At 37.8% G+C, this 23,926-nt stretch carries 22 protein-coding genes; 21 read left to right on the top strand and 1 reads right to left on the bottom strand.

Annotated features, from left to right (window positions below; translation table 11 throughout):
* Positions 1-55 precede the first annotated feature (55 nt).
* From secG to glsA, 4 genes are read left to right on the top strand one after another with little or no spacing between them, the layout of a single operon-like run.
* Complete coding sequence (secG, locus tag OZX60_04500) at positions 56-292, top strand: preprotein translocase subunit SecG (protein WEV44703.1); 237 nt, start codon at positions 56-58, stop codon at positions 290-292.
* A gap of 59 nt (positions 293-351) precedes the next feature.
* The gene (gene rnr, locus OZX60_04495) at positions 352-2,733 is read left to right on the top strand and encodes a ribonuclease R (protein WEV44702.1); all 2,382 of its coding nucleotides are present in this window, start codon (positions 352-354) and stop codon (positions 2,731-2,733) included.
* On the top strand, positions 2,696-3,160 hold the full coding sequence (gene smpB / locus OZX60_04490) for an SsrA-binding protein SmpB (GenBank protein ID WEV44701.1): 465 nt from the start codon (positions 2,696-2,698) through the stop codon (positions 3,158-3,160). Before rnr ends, smpB begins: the two co-directional genes overlap by 38 nt.
* A 51-nt stretch (positions 3,161-3,211) precedes the next feature.
* A complete protein-coding gene (gene glsA, locus OZX60_04485; GenBank protein ID WEV44700.1) occupies positions 3,212-5,071 on the top strand; it encodes a glutaminase A in 1,860 nt (619 codons plus the stop codon).
* An 86-nt stretch (positions 5,072-5,157) separates the two neighbouring features.
* Here glsA and OZX60_04480 read toward each other — a convergent pair whose 3' ends face one another.
* Positions 5,158-6,246: a Xaa-Pro peptidase family protein gene (locus OZX60_04480; protein ID WEV44699.1), complete on the bottom strand. Its 1,089-nt coding sequence runs from the start codon at positions 6,244-6,246 to the stop codon at positions 5,158-5,160.
* 221 nt (positions 6,247-6,467) lie between these two features.
* Between OZX60_04480 and ccpA the strand changes: the two genes are divergently transcribed.
* The 17 genes from ccpA to OZX60_04395 all read left to right on the top strand — a co-directional run bounded on the left by ccpA (position 6,468) and on the right by OZX60_04395 (position 23,879).
* Positions 6,468-7,463, top strand: a complete 996-nt coding sequence (ccpA, locus tag OZX60_04475) for a catabolite control protein A (protein ID WEV44698.1) — start codon at positions 6,468-6,470, stop codon at positions 7,461-7,463.
* Between the two features lie 136 nt (positions 7,464-7,599).
* Positions 7,600-8,280 carry a response regulator transcription factor gene (locus OZX60_04470; protein ID WEV44697.1) on the top strand — a complete coding sequence of 227 codons (681 nt, stop codon included), beginning with the start codon at positions 7,600-7,602 and terminating at the stop codon, positions 8,278-8,280.
* Positions 8,267-9,568 (top strand): HAMP domain-containing sensor histidine kinase, encoded by a 1,302-nt coding sequence (locus tag OZX60_04465; protein ID WEV44696.1) that lies wholly within the window; start codon positions 8,267-8,269, stop codon positions 9,566-9,568. Before OZX60_04470 ends, OZX60_04465 begins: the two co-directional genes overlap by 14 nt.
* Position 9,569: 1 nt before the next feature.
* On the top strand, positions 9,570-10,589 hold the full coding sequence (gene holA, locus OZX60_04460) for a DNA polymerase III subunit delta (protein ID WEV44695.1): 1,020 nt from the start codon (positions 9,570-9,572) through the stop codon (positions 10,587-10,589).
* A 209-nt stretch (positions 10,590-10,798) separates the two neighbouring features.
* Positions 10,799-11,641 (top strand): transporter substrate-binding domain-containing protein, encoded by an 843-nt coding sequence (locus OZX60_04455; GenBank protein ID WEV44694.1) that lies wholly within the window; start codon positions 10,799-10,801, stop codon positions 11,639-11,641.
* A 29-nt stretch (positions 11,642-11,670) separates the two neighbouring features.
* Entirely contained in the window at positions 11,671-12,282 is a 612-nt protein-coding gene (locus OZX60_04450; protein ID WEV44693.1) for a superoxide dismutase, read from the top strand.
* Between the two features lie 157 nt (positions 12,283-12,439).
* The gene (locus tag OZX60_04445; protein WEV44692.1) at positions 12,440-13,780 is read left to right on the top strand and encodes a DEAD/DEAH box helicase; all 1,341 of its coding nucleotides are present in this window, start codon (positions 12,440-12,442) and stop codon (positions 13,778-13,780) included.
* A 32-nt stretch (positions 13,781-13,812) separates the two neighbouring features.
* The gene (locus OZX60_04440; protein ID WEV44691.1) at positions 13,813-14,661 is read left to right on the top strand and encodes a transporter substrate-binding domain-containing protein; all 849 of its coding nucleotides are present in this window, start codon (positions 13,813-13,815) and stop codon (positions 14,659-14,661) included.
* Positions 14,662-14,676: 15 nt separating this feature from the next.
* Positions 14,677-15,486 carry an amino acid ABC transporter permease gene (locus tag OZX60_04435; GenBank protein WEV44690.1) on the top strand — a complete coding sequence of 270 codons (810 nt, stop codon included), beginning with the start codon at positions 14,677-14,679 and terminating at the stop codon, positions 15,484-15,486.
* Complete coding sequence (locus tag OZX60_04430; GenBank protein ID WEV44689.1) at positions 15,479-16,240, top strand: amino acid ABC transporter ATP-binding protein; 762 nt, start codon at positions 15,479-15,481, stop codon at positions 16,238-16,240. Before OZX60_04435 ends, OZX60_04430 begins: the two co-directional genes overlap by 8 nt.
* A 14-nt stretch (positions 16,241-16,254) precedes the next feature.
* Positions 16,255-16,485 carry a DUF4059 family protein gene (locus OZX60_04425; GenBank protein ID WEV44688.1) on the top strand — a complete coding sequence of 77 codons (231 nt, stop codon included), beginning with the start codon at positions 16,255-16,257 and terminating at the stop codon, positions 16,483-16,485.
* A 95-nt stretch (positions 16,486-16,580) separates the two neighbouring features.
* Positions 16,581-17,492 (top strand): thioredoxin-disulfide reductase, encoded by a 912-nt coding sequence (gene trxB / locus OZX60_04420; protein WEV44687.1) that lies wholly within the window; start codon positions 16,581-16,583, stop codon positions 17,490-17,492.
* A gap of 101 nt (positions 17,493-17,593) precedes the next feature.
* Entirely contained in the window at positions 17,594-19,891 is a 2,298-nt protein-coding gene (pcrA, locus tag OZX60_04415; protein ID WEV44686.1) for a DNA helicase PcrA, read from the top strand.
* An 81-nt stretch (positions 19,892-19,972) separates the two neighbouring features.
* Entirely contained in the window at positions 19,973-20,890 is a 918-nt protein-coding gene (truB, locus tag OZX60_04410) for a tRNA pseudouridine(55) synthase TruB (GenBank protein ID WEV44685.1), read from the top strand.
* An 11-nt stretch (positions 20,891-20,901) separates the two neighbouring features.
* The gene (locus tag OZX60_04405; protein ID WEV44684.1) at positions 20,902-21,849 is read left to right on the top strand and encodes a bifunctional riboflavin kinase/FAD synthetase; all 948 of its coding nucleotides are present in this window, start codon (positions 20,902-20,904) and stop codon (positions 21,847-21,849) included.
* Positions 21,837-22,955, top strand: a complete 1,119-nt coding sequence (hemW, locus tag OZX60_04400; GenBank protein WEV44683.1) for a radical SAM family heme chaperone HemW — start codon at positions 21,837-21,839, stop codon at positions 22,953-22,955. Before OZX60_04405 ends, hemW begins: the two co-directional genes overlap by 13 nt.
* Positions 22,956-23,075: 120 nt before the next feature.
* Positions 23,076-23,879, top strand: a complete 804-nt coding sequence (locus tag OZX60_04395) for a glycoside hydrolase family 25 protein (protein ID WEV44682.1) — start codon at positions 23,076-23,078, stop codon at positions 23,877-23,879.
* The last annotated feature ends 47 nt before the right edge of the window (positions 23,880-23,926 follow it).

The following is a 23,926-nucleotide window of genomic DNA, read 5'->3' as shown; positions in this document are numbered from 1 at the left end:
GATAAAAAAATAAATTTATGCTATAATATGCATATTGAAAAACTCAGGAGAAGCTATGTATAACGCACTTGTAACAATTTTACTTATTTTATCAGTGATTATCATCATTTCAATTATCATGCAACCATCTAAACAGGATTCAGCAGCCAGTGCTTTATCAGGTGGTGGTGAGCAGTTGTTTGAAAGGCGAAAGGCGCGTGGATTTGAGGCCGTAATGCAAAGATTTACTGCCCTTATGGTTACTGTTTGGTTGATTATTGGTTTTGTGTTAGTAATATTATCAAGTAAGTAAATAAAAAAGCTAAGTTGGGGGATTCCCAACTTTTTTTGAAAGAAAAATAAGAGAAGAGAATGAATATTAAAATAAAAGATAAAATTAAAGAATGCTTGGCTGATGGAAATCCTGTAAACATTCAAGAATTAGCAGGAAGTTTGGGGCTTGATCAGGCCCAAGACTTTAAACAGTACTTAAAAGTTATTGCCCAGATGGAAGCAGAAGGTGACTTAGCCTTTACTGATTTGGGGGAGATTTATGGGGTTGATAAGGCAGCAAAACAAGCTCCTGTAGGAATTGAAGGAATTTTTCATGCCAATGCTAATGGATTTGGTTTTGTAACTATTGCCTCAGATGAGCCAGACGTCTTTATTCCGCGGGGAAATACCCTTCTTGCCCTTGACCGAGATACGGTTCAGATTGAAATAACAAAACCTGCCAATGATCTGCAAGGAACTTCAGCTGAAGGGAAGGTTGTAGGAATTGTTAGCCATGACCTTAAGCAAATGGTAGGTCAATTTTTTGCCTTTTCTAAGGAAGAGGAAGAAGAAAGTGACTTGATCGGTTACATCAAAAGTAAAAATAAAAAGGTACCCTTCAATACCTACCTAAGCCCTAAAGGACTAAGACCAGAAGATGGACAGATTGTTAAAGTTGAAATCACCCACTATCTTGATGAAGAGTTTCCAACTTCCATGCAGGGACTGGTAACAGAAATTATCGGAAACCCAACAGACAAGGGGATTGATGTTCTTGAAGTTCTTGAAGGAATGGATATTAGAAGTGAATTTCCTGAAGAGGTTATTGATCAGGCGAATGCGGTTCCTGAAATAGTTTCAGAAGATGACCTTATGGGTCGTGTTGACTACAGGGATCAGATTATTTTTACCATTGACGGAGCAGACGCCAAGGACCTTGACGATGCGGTTCATATTAACCTTTTACCAAATGGAAATTATGAGTTGGGTGTTCATATTGCAGACGTATCCCACTATGTGACCAATGAGTCACCACTAGACAAGGAGGCCTATGAAAGAGGAACCAGTGTCTATGTTACAGACCGTGTGGTTCCTATGCTACCAGAACGCCTGTCAAACGGGATTTGTTCTTTAAACCCTAAGGTTAATCGTCTGACACAGTCATGTGTTATGGAGATTAATCATGAGGGTCGTGTTGTTGACTATCAGATTTCTCAATCAATCATTAAGACAACAGAACGGATGACCTATAGTGATGTTAATAAGATAATTGCAGGCGATGATGAGCTGACAGAGAGATATGAAGTCCTTCTTGAAAGCATTAAACTCATGGCTGACTTGCACAAAATTTTAGAAGCCATGCGTAAAAGGCGCGGAGCAATTGACTTTGATACCGAAGAAGCTAAAATTATTGTCGATGAGGCCGGAAACCCAATTGATATTATTAAACGTAATAGGGGAGTTGCTGAAAGATTAATTGAAAGCTTCATGCTGGTTGCTAACGAAACTGTAGCTGGTCATTTTTCAAGTCTAAATCTTCCTTTCATTTACCGTATCCATGAGCATCCTAAGGCTGACAAACTTACCAGGTTTATTGATTTTGCTTCAGCCTTTGGAATACCAATTAAGGGAACAGCCCAAAAGATGGGACAAAAAGATTTACAGCAGTTTATGGAGAAAATTAAGGGTAAACCAGGTGAGGAAGTCCTTGCAACCATGCTGTTAAGATCAATGCAACAGGCCAGATACGATGAAAATAATGAAGGTCACTATGGTCTAGCTGCAGAAAATTATACTCATTTTACAAGTCCAATCAGAAGGTACCCAGACCTAATTGTTCACCGCTTAATTAGAGAGATGACTTCTCCAAGTGAGCAAGTAATTGAATACTGGACAGAGAAGATTCCTGAGATTGCCAAACATTCTAGTCAAATGGAGCGTAGGGCTGTTGATGCTGAGCGTGAAGTTGAAAAGATGAAAAAAGCCGAATACATGGAGCAATATGTTGGCCAAGAATTTACAGGTGTTATTTCATCAGTTACGACCTTCGGTTTCTTTGTTGAACTACCAAATACCATTGAAGGCCTGGTTCATATCAAGTCTTTAGGCAAGGAATACTTCCGCTATCATGAACGCACCATGACCCTTGAGGGGGAAAAATCAGGTCTTATCTTCAAGGTAGGTCAAGAGGTTAAAGTTGGGCTTACTAAGGCTGATCGTAATACGGGAGATATTGACTTTGAACACCTTCCAAGCGATCTAGACGTTCATGAAAAAAGAAGCAAGAAGGCTGGTAGATCAAGGGATAAATCTAAAGGTAATGACAGGGATAAGTCCAACCAGCCTAGAAGAGATTCAAGAAACAAGAGAAAATCTTCTGGAAGTAAAGATAAAAAACCTTTTTACAAGCAAGTAGTAAAATCTAACAAGAAGGGGAGAAACAATGCCAAAGGGTCAGGGAAACGTAGTCGCACAAAATAAAAAAGCAAGCCACGATTATGAAATCGTCGAAACCTTTGAGGCAGGGATTGTCCTAACTGGTACGGAGATAAAAAGTATTCGTGCAGCTAGGATTACCCTCAAGGATGGTTTTGCCCGGGTTAGAAATGGAGAGGTTTGGCTGTCTAATGTCCATATCTCCCCTTATGAACAAGGAAATATTACAAATGTTGATCCTGTTAGATCTAGAAAGCTCCTCCTTCATAAAAAACAAATTGCAAAAATTGCAGGTGAACTTTCAACAAATGGGATGACCTTTGTTCCCTTAAAAGTTTACCTTAAAGATGGTTTTGCCAAAGTTTTAATGGGCCTTGCGCGAGGTAAGAAAAACTATGACAAACGAGAAACTATCAAACGTAAGGAACAGAACAGGGAAATTGCCCGACAATTAAAAAACTATAACAGATAACTTTCCTAGGAGAGTTATTTTTAATCATTTTAGGGAAAAGGGGGCAGGCAGATGACTAAATCACCAATAGAAAAATACCTAAAGGATATTTATAATCGCTTTAAAAACGATAGGGAAGGGAAGGTTGCAAATTATATCCCAGAACTAGCTAAGGTGGATCCTGATAAATTTGCGATAGTTTTAGCCACAGCTGATGGACAGGTCTACAAGTACGGCGATACCGATCAACTTTTTACCATCCAATCAATCTCAAAACCTTTCACCTATGCCTTGGCCATTTCAGACAATGGTTTTGAAACGGTTGATAAAAAAATTGATGTAGAACCATCAGGAGATGCCTTTAATGAAATATCTTTAGATGCTAGGTCCAATCGTCCTAAAAATGGGATGATTAATTCAGGTGCCATAACCAGTACATCCCTTGTTAAGGGAAGATCTTCTGAAGAACGTTATGAGAGAATAAGAAAATTTTATTCAGATTTTGCAGGGCGGGAACTCCATCCTGATTTTGGTGTCTTTCAATCAGAGTCTGAAACTGGGCATAGGAACCGGGCCATTGCCTGGATGCTTAAAAATTTTGGCATTATTGAGGGTAATCCAGAAGAAGTGCTGGCTGCTTACTTTGAACAATGTTCAACCTTGGTTAATGCTGAAGACTTGGCCCTTATGGCCGTAACCCTTGCAAATGATGGAATCCATCCCCTGAGTAAAAAAAGAATTGTTAGTCCAGAAATTGTCGAACGTGTGCTTTCAGTTATGATGACAGCAGGTATGTATGATGGGGCTGGTGACTGGATGACCTCTGTTGGTCTTCCAGCTAAGTCAGGTGTTGGAGGTGGAATTATTGGAGTTCTACCAGGGCAGTTAGCCATAGCTGTCTTTTCACCAAGACTTGATAGCCACGGAAATTCTATTAGAGGGGTTAAAGCCTTTGAAGCCATGAGTAGGGAGCTTCACCTTCATATCATGAACATTGCCCGAGCTGCCTCATCAGCCATCAAGGCAATCTACACGATTGATGAAAGACCCTCTATTTTAAGACGGACCAAGGAAGAAGAAGATATCTTAATTCAATATGGACCAAGAGCTAAGGTAATTGAAGCCCAGGGAGACATCCTTTTTTCTGGTGCGGAAAAATTAATTAGAGAATCCCTCCAAGAATCTGAGGGAGTTGATACTTTTATTTATGATATAACCTTTGTTGATTCTGTTGCAGATGGAAGTAATAGTGATATTGTCAGATCCATGCTCTATAAAATTGCCAAGGACCAAATTGAGGACGGAAAATCAATTGCCATTATCGATCCCAAGTTTAAGTCAGAAAACTTAAGTAATATTCCTGAGGGTTTAAAATTATTTAAACTTAGTGAATCAGCTCTCCAGTGGGCAGAAAATCAAATCCTTGATAAGTATTCAGATGATTTACCCTTAGAGGATGTGGAGACAACACCCTTAAAGGATTTTGAGTTTTTTGATTATTTTTCAGATCAGGAAAAAGATAGATTTGTGGCTTATCTCGAACCGATTTTTTATCCGGCCAAAACGCCTATTTTTGAACCTCATACATCAAAATCAGGCATTTATTTCATAATGAAGGGACGAATTTCCGTTGAGCTTTCTGGTGATAGGGATAATCTTGAAAGAAGGGTTGTTGCTGTCTTAATGCCAGGAATGACAATCGGTGAATATACCCTAATTCATGAAAATAGTGGTGATTTTACGGTAAAAAGCCAAACAGATAGTAATCTTTTTTACCTTTCGCATGAAGCCATTGAAAAAATGAGGCAGGAAGACCTAGGTCTTTCAATCGCCTTGTGGCAGGCAGTTGCTAGGGGAGGTTATGAACTTTTTGACCGAACCATGTACCAACTGTCAGCTCGGATTGATCAGGAATTAAAGGACAAGGAATAGAAAAAAACCGAAGAAGTTCTTCGGTTTTTTTGATTTTACTATTTTATTGTTGCCTTCTTATTGCTGGACTAACTGGTAGTTAGTGACTAATAGCTAAGTAATTTTTTGCTGGTATTTGTAAGGGACTTGCAACCGTCTTTTGTAACATAGACACAGTCTTCAATACGAACACCAACTTTTCCTGGAATGTAGATCCCAGGTTCAATTGAAAAGCACATGCCCTCTTCAATGGTAATGTCATCGACTCCCCCGATTGATGGAAACTCGTGAACATCCATTCCAATTCCATGTCCTGTTCTGTGGTTGAAGTACTCCCCGTAGCCAGCTTTTGTAATCACGTCACGGGCTACCTTGTCGATTTCGTTAGCAGTAACACCTGGTTTTACAAAGTCCATGGCAGCTAGTTGAGCTTCAAGAACAATATTGTAGATTTCCTTGTCAAAGTCAGAAGGAGTTCCAACAGCGATAGTTCTTGTCGCATCACTTGCGTAGCCCTTGTACATGGTACCTAGGTCAAATAGGAGCAAGCGGTCGCGCTCAATTTTGTTAACTCCAGGTTCACCGTGTGGATTTGCTGCATTATCTCCAGTTAAAACCATAGTGTCAAAGCTCATTTTTGAAATTCCTAGGCGTTTTAATTCATATTCAATTTTGGCAATAACATCCATCTCAGTGGCATCAGGATTTTCAGCAACAAAATTAAAGCCAATTTCAAAGGCCTTGTCAGCAAAGGCTCCAGACTCCTTCATGATTTCGATTTCTTCAGGTGATTTAATCAGACGTAGTTTTTGAATCAAAGGAGTAATATTTACAAAGTTATTTTGGAAAACTGATTGCAGTCCTTCAGACTTTCTAAGAACAATATCATCATACTCAACAGCGATATTTTTGATATCAGCATCTACCAAATGGTTTTTAATAACCTGCCAAGGATTTTCGTTATCAGTATAGCCAAATACTTCAAAATCAACTGTATTTTTAGCAGGTTCAACTTCAAGGGCAGGGGTAAAGAGGATAGGTTCCTTGTCTTTAAAGATCATAAGACCCATAATACGTTCATGGGGATCTGATTCAAATCCTGTTAGATAATTGATTGTTGTGGGATTTGTAAGAAAGGTCATATCGCTATCGTTAGCCTTAAGAAATTCCTGAATCTTTGCAAATTTTTCTTTCATGTAAGTCTCCTTTTAAATTTTATTTTTGATTAGCTACTATTATAACATTTAAAAAAATATTTTGTATCCTGGTAAAAGGTTGGATATTTTAAATTGGATAATTTCTAAATAAATTAACTTGAAAATGCTTACATAAATTGTTATACTTGGTTATACAAATCGTTTTCACAGTATTTTCAGTAAACGAATACATATTCATTTGAAGAAAGGGAAAATAAAAAATGGAAGATACAGCAATTACAATTTATGACGTTGCTCGTGAAGCAAATGTTTCCATGGCAACGGTTAGTCGTGTTGTTAATGGTAATCCAAATGTTAGAGAAACGACCCGTAAAAAGGTTTTGGAGGTAATTGACCGCTTGGACTACAGACCTAATGCCGTAGCCCGTGGTCTTGCCAGTAAAAAAACAACAACTGTTGGAGTAGTTATTCCTAATATTGCAGATACTTATTTTGCAACTCTAGCGCGTGGTATCGATGATATTGCAACCATGTATAACTACAATGCCATTATTGTTAATAGTGACGGAGAAGATAACAAAGAAGTTTATGTTGTAAACACCCTTTTGGCCAAACAGGTTGATGGAATCATCTTTATGGGAAATCATATCTCAGAAAGAGTTAGGGCTGAATTCTCTCGCAGCAGAACGCCAGTTGTTTTAGCGGGAACTGTTGACGGGGAAGCGCAATTTGCTTCTGTTAACATTGACTATGAAATGGCAGCTTATGATGCTGTAGAGAAACTGGCTGAAAACAATGAAAAGATTGCCTTCATTACAGGATCACTTCTTGATGAGATCAATACAGGCCGTTTAAATGGTTATAAGAAGGCTCTAGCAGACAATAACCTTAAATTTACTGAAGGACTAGTCTTTGAAAGTAATTACAGCTATGATGCTGGTATTGATATTGCTAAGAGAATTATGGCCAGCGGGGCAAGTGCAGCCTATCTAGCAAATGATGAGTTAGCTGTAGGTCTTTTAGATGCCCTACTAGACCTTGGGGTAAACATTCCTGGTGATTTTGAAATCATAACTAGCAATAATTCACCAGTAACTAACTATACTCGTCCAGCAATTTCTAGTATCGAGCAGCCCCTTTATGATATTGGTGCCGTTTCAATGCGCCTATTAACTAAATTAATGGGTAAAGAAGAGATTGATGAGAAAACTGTAATTCTACCTCACGGAATTGCTAGTAAAAAAACAACAAAATAAGTTAAGAATGAGCTAAGAGAGGCAAAAGTCCCTGTCTTGGCTTTTTTAGTTTATTTTTTTAAGAGCAGCCTGTTAAAGTTACTTTAAGGTCAAAATACTAGGATAGGTAAAAATATGATAGAATGGAAGTATGAAAATGTTTAAAATATTATTAGTAGAAGATGATTTAAGTCTATCTAATTCTGTCTTTGACTATTTAGATAACTTTGTTGATGTTACTCAAGTATTTGACGGAGAAGAGGGCTTGTATGAAGCTGAGTCAAGAATTTACGATTTGATTCTTCTCGATCTAATGCTTCCTGAAAAAAATGGGTTTGATGTATTAAAAGAATTAAGAGCGAAGGGAGTGGATACGCCTGTTCTTATCATGACGGCAAAGGAAAGTCTGGATGATAAGATGCATGGTTTTGAAATTGGTGCTGACGATTACCTGACAAAACCTTTTTATTTGGAGGAGCTTAAGGCCAGGATTCAGGCTCTTTTAAAAAGAGCAGGTAAGCTTGAGGATACCAATCTAACTTACGGGGACTTACATGTTAACCCCAACAATAATACAGTCAAACTTGGCGATAAGCCAGTTGAGGTTTTAGGTAAGGAGTTTGATCTTCTTTTATACCTCCTTCAAAATCAAAATGTTATTTTACCCAAGGAGCAAATTTTTGACCGAATTTGGGGCTTTGATAGTGATACAACTGTTACAGTTGTTGAGGTTTATATCAGTAAGCTCCGGAAGAAACTTAAGGACAGTGAATTTGCTAAAAATTTAAATACCCTAAGAAATGTTGGGTATATTTTAAGAGAATATGAAAAAAATTGATTTTAGATCCTTTCTCAATTTCTTTATCGCTTTTACGGTAATCTTTGCCTTTCTAACAGCGATAATTCTTCAGGTTCTTTCTAGTGGGGTTTATAATTCAACGGATGAAAATATTGGTAAGCTTTCATCAAACCCTTCTTTACTGGTGTCAATTGCCCTCCAATCAAATAGCAGTAGCGACAGTGACAGCGATAGCTATAGTGAAGGTTATAGCGGCCGGACAAGTAGTATGAAGCCTACGGGGAATTTTGGGACCAATGAGACTATTATTGTCTATGATTCTAAGGGTAATATCTTGAATCCCTCTAGAATGAGCCTTACGGATACGGTAATTTTTGATTCAATTGGCCTTGATAAGTCCAGTCTAAATACCATTAAATCCATCTCCATTCCTAATCCCTATGGGCCTGAGATGCAGTTTAGGACAGAAACCATACCAGTTACAGGCTTTAAAAATATTGCCTACATCCAAATTCTTTCCTCAACCAATCAGTTGACTGAGAGTTTGAGTCGAAGTAGGATGGTTATTATCTGGGTTATGATTGCCTTTTGGCTCCTATCACTTGGGGCTTCAATTTACCTTTCCCAGTGGAGTAATAGGGTACTTGTGGATGCCTACGAAAGACAGAAGAGCTTTGTCGAGAATGCCAGTCATGAGTTAAGAACGCCTTTAGCCATTTTACAAAACCGCTTGGAGCTTCTTTTCCAGCATCCTAATGCAACCATTATTGATGAATCAGAAAATATTTCTGAAAGTCTTAATGAGGTTAGAAATATGAGGATTCTAACCAGTAACCTCCTTAATCTGGCCAAAAGAGATGAGGGTTTGAAGGTTCAATTAACGACAGTTGATGCAAGTTTTTTTGAAAATCTTTTTTCTGGTTATGAAATTCTTGCTGAGGACAAGGGCAAGGTTCTTACTAGTTCAGTTTCCCTGCCTGGGCACATTGAAATCGATGAAAGCTTAATTAAGCAGGTTTTAACAATCTTATTTGATAATGCCCTTAAATATACGGGTGAAGATGGCAAAATTGACATTAAAATCACTGAAAAAAATAATTATTTGACCATGGCGATTTCTGACAATGGTGAAGGTATTAGTCCTGAAAATAGGGAGAAAATATTTGACCGCTTTTACAGGGTGGATAAGGCAAGGACTAGGGCAACAGGTGGCTTTGGTTTGGGTCTTTCCCTTGCCAAGCAGATTGTTGACCACTTGCATGGTAGAATTCAGGTTGCAGAAAATCACCCCAAGGGTTCAGTATTTACAGTTAAGTTAAAGGTATAAGATGACTATTTTTGATCAGATAAATAAAATTGATGCCAGGCATTTGGCACCCCTCTACTTGATCTTTGGGGAGGATGAGAGTCTCTTATCAGAGGCCAAGACCCAGTTGTTAAAAAAGGTAGGTTACCAGGCTGATAATTTAAGTCAGGTTTACCTTGATTTGGTTGAAGCAGATACTAATTTTGCCTTAGAAGAGTTAGAAAGTCTTCCCTTTTTTGAGGATCAAAGGCTTGTAATCTATGAAAATTTATGGGATATTTCAACGACCAAAAAATCCGTTTTTAAAGATTCTGAACTTTTGCGTCTGGAGTCATATATTGATAATCCAGTCGACACAACTGTTTTATTGATTTTTGTTCACGGAAAACTTGACAGTAAAAGAAGGATTGTAAAAAAATTAAAGCAAAAGGCAGTTCTTTTAGAGGCCAAAGCTTTGACGGAATTTGAATTAAAAAATTATTTTATGGCCTATGCTAATTATCTAAATCTAAGAATAGAGGGGCAAAATCTTACCTATGTGTTTGAAAGGTCATCTTATAATTTTTCCTTGATTAAGAAAAATTTGGAGCTACTAAAGCTCTATAAGGATGATAAGCCAGTAACCCTTGAAGATTTGGATTCAATCCTTCCTAAAACCCTCCAGGATAATATCTTTAGCCTAACTGATATGATCTTAGGTCAAAATATTAACGGGGCCAGAGCTCTAGTATCAGACCTCCAGATACAAGGGGAAGATACCATAAAACTTTTGGCTATCTTGACTGGAAATTTTAGAATTTTTTACCAGGTTAAACTTCTTCAAACTAAAGGATATAATCAAGCTCAGATTACTGAGTTTATGAAGATTCATCCCTACCGGATTAAGCTTGCCCTTAAGACAATTAAGTCATTTTCGGTAGATTTTTTAGCACATACTTTAAAAAATTTAATTGAACTTGACTACCAAATTAAATCAGGTTACGGTGATAAGGATTATCTTTTTGATACCCAGCTTATTAAAATAGCCCTCAGATATAATTAAAAGGAGACTTAGGTCTCTTTTTTTGTAAAAGTAATTTCAAAGCCTTTAGGCAACTTGTGAGCTTATTATTTGACGATATGACTGAATTATTAGACAATATCTTTGTAAACGTTTATACGTTTGAAAATTCCTGCTATCCATGTGGGGTTTATTTATGCTAACAGTTTATAGGTTTCCTATAAGTGATTAAGAAATAGTAGGAGGTTTTAGTGAGATTTAAGAAGTTTTTAGCAGTAGGAGCAATCCTTTTAACAAGTACGGCGGTTCTTGCAGCATGTTCAACGAAGAGCTCTAAAACTGAGACTAGTAGTTCTGATGACAAGGTGACCAAGATAACTGTCGCACAGACAGCTGATTCAAGGCCTTATTCATATATGGATGGTGACAAGCTTACAGGTTTTGACATTGAAGTATTGAAAGCCATTGATGAAGCCCTACCCCAGTACGAGTTTGACTACAAAAAAGTTCCTGATGAGACTATTTTGACAGATATCGATACTGGACGTGCTCAGATTGGAGCCAATAACTTTGGGAAAACTCCTGAGCGTGAGAAAAAATACCTTTTCTCTTATCCTATTTCACAGAATGTGAATGCTATTTTCTCAAGAAAAGAAGATAATTTCACAAGTATCGCTGATTTGGTTGGTAAGAAAACATTAGTTCCTACCGGATCAAACTACGGTGCTATCTATGAGCAGTGGAACAAGGAGCATCCAGACCAAAAGATTGATTTTTCTTATTCAGAAGATCCACTTAAGGTTAGGATGGAAGCTGTTGAATCAGGGAAAATTGACTTTATGTTTGCAAGTAAGTCTAACGGAGAAATCCTCCTTAAAAATAATGGACTTGACTTGGTTAACAATGTTCCAGATCTAGCAGATTATCCAGTTTTCCAAACCTATGAATACTTTATTCTAGGTCAAGATGATACAGATTTACAAAAAGCCGTTAACACAGAGGTTAAGAAACTTGCTGAAGATGGTACCCTTAAAAAACTTTCAGAAGAGTTTTATGGGGATGACTATGTTCCAGGTGCTGACCAATATAAATAATACAAAATAGAAGAAAAGAGGATACTACCATGGCATTTACATTACCAGAATTACCTTACGCATACGACGCTTTAGAACCTTACTTCGATGAAGCTACAATGAGACTCCATCACGACAAACACCATCAAGCTTATGTAGATAACTTGAATGCAGCCTTAGAAAAACACCAAGATTTAAAGGTTGAAAGTCTAGAAGCGCTTATTGAAGATCTTGATATGGTTCCTGAAGATATTCGCGGAGCTGTTCGTAATAATGGTGGTGGTCACCTAAATCACTCATTCTTCTGGGAAATCCTAGCTCCAAAAGCAGGTGGACCTGCAAATGGTGAAATTGGGGATGCTATTGCTGAAACATTTGGATCATTTGAAGACTTTAAAGAAGCATTCAAACAAGCAGCTGTTAGTCGTTTTGGTTCTGGTTGGGCTTGGCTAGTTGTCGATGAAGACGGTAATTTAAAAATCGTTTCAACAGCTAACCAAGATTCACCAATTACTGATGGATTAACACCAGTTTTAGGACTTGATGTTTGGGAACATGCTTACTACCTAAAATATCACAATGTACGTCCTGACTATATTGCAGCTTTCTTTGATCTAGTAAATTGGGATAAGGTTAACGAGCTTTACGCAGCAGCAAAATAGTATTTTCTGTAAAAAGCACGTCATAAGGCGTGTTTTTTTGATATATGTTATAATGTTCTAATGAGCAATTTTCAGACAAAAATATCTGTAAATTAGCTTGATTATTTCCAAAATTCACTGACAAGTGTTTGTTAACCGGAAAATGAGAGAGGACACTATGAAATTTACAGATTTTAAATTAAAACCATTTATTAACAAGACTTTAGAGGATATTAACTTTAAAGAGGCTACTCCTGTTCAGGAGAAAATTATTCCTTTAATTTTACAGGGAAGGGATGTTGTTGGAGAATCTAAAACAGGAAGTGGAAAAACCCATACCTTTTTAATCCCAATCTTCCAAAAGATTAATCCAGAATCTGACACAGTTCAAGCAGTAATAACTGCCCCAAGTCGTGAGCTTGCTACTCAAATTTATAATGCAGCCATGAAATTTGTGGAAAATGATGAACGTATTAGAGTTGTTAACTATGTTGGTGGAACAGACAAGAACCGCCAGATTGAAAAATTAGCTAATAACCAACCTCATTTAGTTATTGGGACACCTGGTCGTGTACTTGATTTAGTAAATTCACAGGCTTTAAAAACTTATACAGCAAGTACTTATGTTGTCGATGAGGCAGATATGACACTTGATATGGGATTTTTAACAGATGTAGATAGAATTGCAAGTACCTTTGATAAAAAAGTTCAAATGCTTGTCTTTTCAGCGACAATCCCTCAAAAATTACAACCATTCTTAAAGAAATACCTTAACAATCCAGTTGTTGAAAAAATTGCAAGTAAAACAATCATAAGCGATACCATTGATAACTGGCTTATTTCGACCAAGGGTAAAAATAATAACAGCCAACTTCTTGAAGTTGTTAAGACTATCAATCCTTATCTGGCAATGATTTTTGCCAATACCAAGGAACGCGCTGATGAAATCCATGCCTTTTTAGTAAATAACGGCTTGAAAGTTGCAAAAATTCACGGAGGAATTCCACCGCGTGAGCGTAAACGTATCATGAAATCAGTTCAGAATCTAGACTATCAATATGTGGTAGCAACAGATCTTGCGGCTCGTGGGATTGATATTGAAGGGGTGAGTCATGTTATAAACGACGCCATTCCGCGTGATCTTGAATTCTTCATCCACCGTGTAGGTCGTACAGGGCGTAATGGTCTTTCTGGGACTGCTATAACCCTTTATTCACCAATGGATGACTCAGCAATTCGTGACCTTGAAAAAATGGGAATTAAATTCCAACCTAAGGTAATTAAAAATGGTGAGATTGTTGATACTTATGACCGTGATCGTCGTGAAAAACGTGAAAAATCTAAACAAGACTTAGATATTACAATGATTGGTCTTGTTAAGAAGAAAAAGAAAAAAGTTAAACCAGGATATAAGAAAAAAATTGGCTGGGCCATTGATGAGCGTAATAAAAAACAACGCCGTCAAGAACAACGTGCCCGTGGACGTGCTGAACGTAAGGCTAAGAAGCAAAGCTTCTAAGGAGACTTTCAGCTAGAAATAGGGAAGTTTTTATGAATAAAAAATTTAAGGGACTGAGTCTTGGACTTGTTTTTCTTACACTAGGACTTGGGCTAGCTGCTTGTTCTAATAAGAGTAGCCAAAAGCAAGACGAAGATAAGAAGACAACAGTTGTTGTAGCAACTGACGGAAATACCAAGCCCTTCACTTATACGGTAGATGGCAAGGCAACAGGTTATGATGTTGAGCTTGCTCGTAAGGTTTTTGAAAAATTACCTGAATATGATTTAAAGGTTGAGGTTACAGATTTTGAAGCCATTTCTGTAGGAATTGACTCTGGTCGTTATCAAATGGGAGCAAATGATTTTGCCTGGAATGAAAAACGTGATGAAAAGTATTATTTTTCATATCCTGTTTCAAAAACGGATAGCTCTGTAGCTACAAGACCAGGTGACAAGGTAGCAGATATCTCTGACTTGGCTGGTAAGTCGACTGAGGTTTCGACTGGAGTCAATTACACGGAAATTCTTCTTGATTGGAATAAGGCCAATCCCTCTAAAGAAATTAAACTTAATTATATAGATAATATTCCACTAGCTACAAGGCTTGGGGATATTGAAAGTAAGAAAATTGATTTTATGCTTTATGACACCATATCTCTAAATACCGTCATTAAGGAACAAGGTTTTAATTTGGAAGTTCAACCAATTGATTTGAATCAAGATTTGGGGATTCATTCTGGTAAGGAGTATTTTATCTTTGCCAAGACAGATGATGGACGCGTACTTCAAGAAAAGGTAAACAAGGTTCTGGCTGAATTTAGAGAAGATGGCACACTTGAGAAGTTATCAAAAGAATTCTTTGCAGGAGATTTTGTTCCAGACGCAAGTGAATTCAAGTAGCCAAGGAGGTAATTTATGCAAGGTAAATATACCTTCCAAGAATTTTGGAGCATGTTCTTTGATAAGATATTTAACTGGAATGCCTTTGTTGAGGCCTTTCCAAATGTTATCAGTCGTATTCCAGTATCCTTGGAAATAACCCTCATATCAATGTTTTTCGGGCTAATTATTGCTTTACTTTTAGCCCTTGTAAGCATTAATAAGATACCAGTTTTAAACCAATTGAGGGGACTTTTTGTAAGCTTTATGCGGGGAACTCCCATCTATGTTCAGTTGCTGTTAACCTATAATGGAATTCCCTTGATTTTAAGGGCCATTAATATGAACTACGGGACCACTTATAATATAAATAATATTAGTCCCTTATTATTTGTCATCTTAACCTTTACCCTTAATGAGGCGGCATTTAACAGTGAAACAATTCGTTCAGCCATCCAATCAGTTGACAGTGGTCAGATTGAGGCTGCAAAATCACTTGGGATGACCAATTTTCAAGTATTTAGAAGGGTGACTTTACCTGAAGCTGCAACCGTAGCTCTAGCTCCCCTTGGAAATTCATTGATTGGTTTATTTAAAGGTACCTCTTTAGCCTTTGTTGCAGGGGTTATTGAAATGACCGCTGAGGCAAAAATTTTAGGGGGAAGTAACTATAGGATTTTTGAAACCTACTTTGCCCTAGCCTTAGTCTACTGGGTTATTAATATTGTTTTTGAGAAGGTTATTTCCTTCATTGAAAAAAAACTTGAAATTAAAGATCCAGAAGTTCCTAGAAAAAAAGGGCTCTTTGCTAACCCCTTTGATCATGGAGGTAGAGTAAGTGATTAAAATAAAAAATTTGAGTAAGAAATTTTCAAATGTTAAAGTTCTAGATGGAATTTCTCTTGATGTGAATCAAGGGGATGTTATTGCAATCATTGGTGCTAGTGGGGCTGGTAAGTCGACCTTTCTAAGAAGTATCAACTACTTGGAAAAACCTGATTCTGGAGAAATTGAAATTAATGAGTTCAAGGTAAATTTTAAAAAAATCAGCAAGGAAGATATTCTAACCTTGAGAAGAAAAACAGCCATGGTCTTTCAGCAGTTCAATCTTTTTAAAAGAAGAACAGCCCTTGAAAATGTCATGGAAGGTTTAGTGATTGTAAAAAAAATGTCTAAGCTTGAAGCTCAAAAGATTGCTGAAGAAGAACTTGTTAAGGTGAGTATGATTGAAAAGAAGGATTCTTATCCTCAATTTCTATCAGGGGGCCAAAAGCAAAGGGTAGGTATCGCACGTGCCCTAGCTATGAAACCCAAATTACTCTTACTTGATGAACCGACTAGCGCCCTAGATCCAGAGCTTGTTGGTGAGGTTCAGGCTTCAATTTTAAGGGCTGCAGAAGAGGGTCAGACGATGATTCTTGTAAGCCATGAAATGGACTTTGTCTATAATGTGGCAACTAGGGTTCTTTTCCTTGAGCACGGGAAAATTATCGAGGAAGGAACCCCTGAGGAAGTATTTAATAATCCGAAAAACCCAAGAACCAAAGAGTTTTTGAATAAAAACATAAATAGTGGTATACTTGAGGTAATTGAAAATTAATAAAAGGATTTTAAATGTTTTATACAACCCTAACATTATATGTGGAAGCCTTCTTTATAACAGCGGTTCTTGCCTTAGTCGCTAGTGTTTTGTATCTTTTAGGGTATATGGCTCGAGGCGGCCAAAAAAAGACCCTCATGCAGAGGCAAAATAAAATACTAGATGTTCTTTTGGTGGATGTCTTAACAATTCCAGTGGTATCTTTTGCCATCTTGGCATTAATTGTTACCCTTAAATCACGTTAGATAAAGAAAAAGCTCGCTGTGAGCTTTTTCTTTGGTTTTTAAGGCGAGACATATTAGAATATAGGTAGATTAATAATAAGAATTAAGGAGAAATAATGTACGATACAATTGTAATTGGAGCAGGACCTGCTGGAATGACTGCAGCCCTATATGCTGCAAGAAGTAATATGAGTGTTCTTTTATTAGAACAAGGAGCTCCTGGTGGACAGATGAATAACACTGCTGAGATTGAAAATTATCCAGGTTTTGAAAACATCATGGGACCAGAATTATCAATGAAAATGCATGAACCTCTTGAAGGTTTAGGTGTTAAAAATGCTTACGGTATTGTAAAAGCGGTTGAAGACATGACTGATTACAAAAAAGTTGTGACTGAAGACAGCGAATACGAGGGCCGTACAGTAGTTATTGCAACAGGTGCCAACCACAGACATTTAAATGTTCCTGGTGAAGAAGAATACGGTGCGCGCGGTGTATCTTACTGTGCGGTATGTGATGGTGCCTTCTTTAGAAACCAAGATATCATGGTTGTAGGTGGAGGGGACTCAGCTATTGAAGAAGCAATCTTCCTAACTCGTTTCGGTAAATCAGTAACAATCGTTCACCGCCGTGATGAACTTCGTGCTCAAAAAATTATTCAAGAACGCGCCTTTTCAAATGAAAAAATATCATTTATCTGGGATAGCGTAATTGAAAAAATTGAAGGTGACGACAATAAAATTACTCACGTTGAACTTAAAAACCTTAAGACAGGTGAGCTTAGTCAAAAGGATGTAGGTGGTCTCTTTATCTATGTCGGTTTGGATCCAATGACTAAGGCAGTTGAAAATCTAGGGATTACTGATGATGCAGGTTGGATTATCACTAATGACAAGATGGAAACATCGATTCCTGGAATTTATGCCATTGGAGATGTCCGCGCTAAGGACCTTCGTCAAATCACAACAGCTGTAGGAGACGGAGCTGTAGCCGGTCAACAAGCCTACCACTATATTAGTAACTTATAAGTTTTTATCAAGGAAATCTAAAAGCGAGCAAAAGATACTCAATGGGAATATTGGGTATCTTTTGATATAATGGAGAAAGATTTTTTGACAAGGAGAAAAAAATGAATCCCTTACTTGAGAGTATGAATGACCGGCAGGCTGAAGCTGTTCGAACAACCGAAGGCCCCCTTTTAATAATGGCTGGAGCAGGTTCTGGAAAGACCCGTGTTTTGACCCACAGGATTGCCTACCTGATTGAAGAAAAACTTGTAAATCCCTGGAATATTTTGGCTATAACCTTTACCAATAAGGCAGCTCGTGAAATGAAAGAGAGGACAATAGCTCTTACACCAAGAGCAGAAGAGTCATTGATTGCGACCTTCCACAGCATGTGTGTTAGAATTTTAAGGCGAGATGCTAATCACATTGGTTATAATAGGAATTTTACAATCATTGATCCAGGTGAGCAGAGAACCTTGATGAAAAGAATTTTAAAAAATCTTAATCTGGATCCTAAAAAATGGGATCCTAAGAGTATTCTTGCGACAATCTCAAATGCTAAAAATGATTTACTGACAGCAGAAGCTTATAGGGATAAGGCTAATAACCTTTATCAGGAAATTGTTGCCAAATGTTACCTGGAATATGACCGTGAGCTTAAACGAAGTGAGACCATGGACTTTGATGATTTAATTATGAATACTTTGAGATTATTTGATAACCAAGAAGTCTTAAATTATTATCAGGGACGTTACCAGTACATCCATGTTGATGAGTATCAAGATACCAACCATGCCCAGTATCAGCTTGTAAAAGTTCTATCAGAGCGTTTTAGAAATATCTGTGTGGTGGGGGATGCTGACCAGTCAATTTATGGTTGGCGCGGGGCTGACATGCAAAATATCCTTGATTTTGAAAAGGACTATCCAGATGCTAAGGTCGTCCTTCTTGAGGAAAACTACCGGTCATCAAAGACAATTCTTGAGGCAGCTAACGGAGTTATCGAAAATAACAGCAATCGTAGGGATAAGAAGCTTTGGACCAGCAGGGACCAAGGTGAGAAAATTGTCTACAACCGGGCAAGTGATGAACGGGATGAGTCAAACTTCGTGGCTGACATGATTACTCGTGAACTTAGGAAAAAGGAAGGCAGAGATTATAGTGATTTTGCAGTCCTTTATAGGACCAATGCCCAAAGTAGGACCATTGAAGAGGCTCTCCTCAAGTCAAATATCCCTTATACCATGGTGGGTGGAACAAAATTCTATAGCCGTAAGGAGATTAGGGATTTAATTGCCTATCTTAATATTATTGCCAATGACCGAGATGATATGAGTTTTGAGCGGGTAATAAATGAGCCTAAGAGGGGAATTGGTCCTGGAACCATTGAAAAATTACGAGATTTCGCAAGAACTTATGATTATTCTCTACTTGAAGCAGGCTTAAATGTTACCTTAAGTGGTCTTAAAGGTAAGGCGGCCCAAGGGATTTATGATTTTTCTGAACTGATTACAGGCTTTAGGGAAAAAATGGATGGCTACTCAATCAGTCAATTGACTGAAGAAGTTTTGGACAAGACAGGCTATATGACCTTCCTTGTCAATCAGAATAATTTGGAAAGTCAGGCAAGGATTGAAAACTTGGAAGAATTCTTTACAGTTACTAAAAGCTTTGATGATAAGGCAGAAGGTACAGAAGATGAGAGTGGTTTGGAACGCCTTAGCCGCTTCCTAAACGATTTATCCTTAATTGCTGATACAGATAGCTACGAAGAAGAACAGAGTCAGGTTACCCTTATGACCCTACATGCGGCCAAGGGACTCGAATTTCCAGTCGTCTTCATTATTGGTTTAGAAGAAGGAGTCTTTCCTTTGAGTAGGGCAAGTGAGGATCCTGATGAACTTGAAGAAGAAAGGCGTCTGGCCTATGTTGGAATCACGAGGGCTGAGGAGGTTCTTTACTTGACCAATGCTTCAAGTAGGCTTATGTATGGTCGCTCAAGCTATAATAGACCTAGCCGCTTCTTAAATGAAATTAATCCAGACCTCTTAAGTTATGTCGGTCAGGCCAGAGCAAGTAATGGAAGTAATTCCTTTAATGCTAGCTATCAAAATAGATCAAAAGATCAATTTGTAAATGGACGAGGTTTAAGCCTTTATCAGATGATGGCAGGAAAAGGAGCTTCGAAAAGACCGGGAGCTACTGGTTCAGCAAGCTCTAATAAAAACATTTCCCCAGCAGGCCAACTTGAATCTTGGGCCATTGGCGACAAGGCCGTCCATAAAAAATGGGGTGTGGGAACTGTTCTAGATGTAAAAGGCGAGGGAAGAAGTATGGAGCTTAAAATATCATTTCCTGAGGTTGGTCTTAAAAGACTGCTAGCTCAAATGGCTCCAATTGAAAAACAAAAAGAAGACTAAGAAGATAGAAGTTATTATAGAAGTTACTATAAAATCTACTACAAACAACTTTAATATCTTTTAGTTATAAAGGAAGAAGTAATGAACGGAATAATAAATCTTTATAAGGAAGCAGGAATGACCTCCCATGACTGTGTCTTTAAACTAAGAAGGATTTTAGCTACAAAAAAAATTGGTCACGGGGGAACACTTGATCCTGATGTTGCAGGTGTTTTACCGATTGCTGTTGGTAAGTCGACCAAGGTGCTTGAATTTATGACTGAATCAGGCAAGGTTTATGAGGGTGAGGTTACCCTGGGCTTTTCAACAGAAACGGAAGATGCTTCAGGAGCCCTTGTTGAAGAAAAATATCTTGATGCCCCCCTTGATGAAGCCATAATTGATCAAACTATGGAGGAATTTCTTGGTCAGATAGAACAAATTCCCCCCATGTATTCTGCAGTAAAGGTGAATGGTAGAAGGCTATATGAGTATGCTCGTGCTGGTCAAGAGGTAGAACGTCCAATTAGGCAGGTAACTATCTATGATTTCAAAAGGACAAGCCCAGTTACCTATGAAAAAGGCTTAGCTCGTTTTAGCTTTAGGGTTGCCTGCAGCAAGGGAACTTATGTCAGGACCCTTGCAGTTGATTTGGCTGATAAACTAGGTTATCCAGGACATATGTCACGCTTGGTTAGAACGGCAAGTGCTGGCCTTGAACTTGAAAATGCCCATAAACTACAAGAAATTGAAGAATTTATGGCAGAGGGAACAATCGCTAACCTATTAATGCCTATGGAAGATGGAGTTAGGGACTTACCAGCCCTTGAAATTAATGATGAGCAGTATCAGAAGGTTAAGGTTGGAAAATTTTTAGACCTTGAAGAGATTCCAGAGGAAGTTCGACTGGAGCAGCAACTTTTGGCAGTCTTCTATGAAGGAAAACTTGTGGCCATCTACATGCCGCATCCTAACAAGAAGGAATTTTATAAGCCCAAGAAGGTTCTGATAGAAAATTAGGTGTAATAGTTATGGAAATAATCGAATTAAAGTCAATCTATGACATAAAAAAAAATAAGGATGGTCTAATCCTAGTTTTGGGTTATTTTGATGGCCTACATAAGGGACATAAGAAGCTTTTTGAGGAGGCTAAAAAACTAGCCCAGATTTTAAATTTAAAAATTGCAGTTTTAACCTTTCCAGAAAGTCCCAAATTAGCTTTTAGCCGTTTTAGTCCGGATTTATTACTCCACCTTTCAAGCCGCAAGGACCGCCTTGAAAAGTTTGAGGATTACGGGGTGGACTACCTTTATTTAACTGACTTCACCTCAAATTTTGCAAATATTAAGGGTGAGGATTTTGTTAAAGACTATCTTGAAGGACTGGGAGCCAAGGTTTTAGTAGCAGGATTTGACTATAGTTTTGGCCATGAAAAATTAGGGGTTGACGAACTAGGTAAAATCTTTACTGGAAAAACACTTACAGTTTCTCCTGTTAAAGAAGAACTTGAAGCAGGTGAAAATAAGGAATTAACCTCTAAGGTATCATCATCAAGAATTAGAGATGCTCTTGACCGAGGAAATATCAGGCTTGCTAACAAGCTCTTAGGCTATCATTTTAAGAATGAGGGTCTTGTTGTCCACGGAGATGCCAGGGGACGGACCTTAGGCTATCCAACAGCCAATATCGCCCTAACTGAAGCTATAAGACTACCTGCTGACGGAGTTTACATTACTGACGTCATTTATCAGGGAGAGACCTATCGTTCAATGACAAGTGTTGGGAAAAACTCAACCTTTGATGGTCATGAACTGAGGCTTGAGGTTAATATTTTTGATTTTTCAGGTGACCTTTACGGGGAGAGAATTGAAATTATTTGGCTGGATAGAATCCGAGATATGGTTAAATTTGACGGGATTGATTCTCTTGTTGCCCAGTTAGAAGATGATGAAAAGAGAGCTAGATTATGGGACCAGTAAAAAGTGCCTATGTTCATATCCCATTCTGTACCCAAATTTGCTATTACTGTGATTTTTCGAAGGTTTTTATTAAAAATCAGCCGGTTGATCAGTACCTAGATTCCTTGATTGAAGAATTTGACTCCTATAAAATTAAGGATTTAAGGACCCTTTATATTGGGGGAGGGACTCCAACGGCCTTAAATGCAGATCAACTTGATAGGCTAATCAAGGGTCTTACTAAAAATCTGGATTTAAGTAAGCTTGAAGAATTTACGGTTGAGGCAAATCCTGGAGACTTGGATGATGAAAAAATAGCTGTTTTAGCCCAAAGTCCAGTTAATAGAATTTCTCTTGGAGTTCAAACCTTTAATGATAAACTTCTTAAAAAAATTGGTCGCAGTCATACAGCGCGTGATGTTTATCAAAATATTGCCTTACTTAGGGAAAATGGATTTGAAAATATTTCAATTGATTTGATTTACGCTCTGCCTGGTCAAACTTTTGATCAGGTTAAAGATGATTTAATCAAGCTTTTAGAGCTTGATTTACCTCATGTGGCCCTTTATAGTTTGATTTTGGAAAACCATACTATTTTTATGAATCGAATGAGAAGGGGGAGGCTTAATCTTCCTACTGAGGATGCTGATGCTGAGATGTACCAGTACATTATTGATCAACTTGAGCTTGCAGGTTATGACCATTATGAGGTTTCTAATTTTTCTAAGGCAGGTTTTGAGAGTAAGCATAATTTGGTTTACTGGAATAATGAAGAGTATTACGGAATTGGTGCTGGAGCCAGCGGCTTTTTGAATAATATCAGATATAAAAACTTTGGCCCAGTCCATCATTACTTGTCCCATGATAAGAAAATTGTTACAGAAGAGCCCCTTGATAAAAAGGCCCAAATGGAAGAGGAAATGTTCCTTGGCCTAAGAAAAAAATCAGGGGTTAAGATTGAAAGTTTTGAAAGTAAATTTGATACCAACTTTGATCAGCTTTTTGGTCAAGAGGTCAAAAGGCTAAGGCGAGAAGGACTTCTTGATTTAGAAGAGGGTAGGATTTTTATGACCAAGAAGGGATTTCTTTTAGGAAATGAAGTTTTTGAAAGCTTCTTGCTGGATTGATTAGCCTGTAATATTTTGACATATTTAATCAATTGTTTTGATATGGAAGCTTCTTGCTATTAATGGTAAGCTTATTCTTAATACGCAAAATGTGTAAATTCAAGATTGGTTGTTAAAATTATGATTAAATCCTTTTTCAATAAAATTTTTAAAATATTTGTCGTCATCATTTTATTAATTTTTGCCTTTAATAAATTTATCAGGCCAAGCTCTAATCTTTTTGGGGGTGAAAATTTTTTATCTTCCTTAACAAGTGGAAGTCAGATTGCTAAGAATCCAGCTCCTTCAAAGCCAATTATTGATTTGTCAGGTTGGCAACTTCCTGGGCAGATTGATTATGATCTCTTAAGCCAGCAGATATCAGGAGCCATTGTACGTGTTCAGCACGGCGGAGACAATCAGCTGGTTAATGCGGCGGCCTATACTAATGGGGAGGATAAGTCTTATCAGACTCATATTGTAGAGCTTCAAAGGCGTAATGTTCCGGTTGCTGTTTATGCCTATGTCAGTGGAACCAGCCTGGAAGATATGAGGCAGGAGGCTCGCGATTTTTATGAACGAGCCTCTGCTTTTTCACCTAGCTTTTGGTGGCTTGATGTTGAAGAGGAAACTATGGATGATATGAATGCTGGTATCGAAGCTTTCAGGTCAGAACTTGCAAGCCTTGGAGTTAGTAATATTGGTATTTATAGTCAGGACTGGTTTTTAGAAAATCTAGATATTGAGGTGGATAATTTTAAGGCCCTCTGGTTTGCCCATTACGGGGCTGATACAGGCCAGGTGGATTCAAAACCAGATACCCTTAGAGATTATGCCCTTCATCAATATACTTCTAAAGGACGTCTCCTTGGTTTTTCAAATGATTTGGACTTAAATCAGGCCAGCAGCATGGAAGACTACCAACAAATATTTTCAAGCAAGTGAGTTGAATAAATGATTTAATAATTATCAAATAGATAGAGATGGATTTA

This window comes from Streptococcaceae bacterium ESL0687, from assembly GCA_029392475.1.
Taxonomy (GTDB): domain Bacteria; phylum Bacillota; class Bacilli; order Lactobacillales; family Streptococcaceae; genus Floricoccus.
Note: the sequence above shows the minus strand (reverse complement) of the source record. Positions and strands in the feature narration are given on the sequence as shown.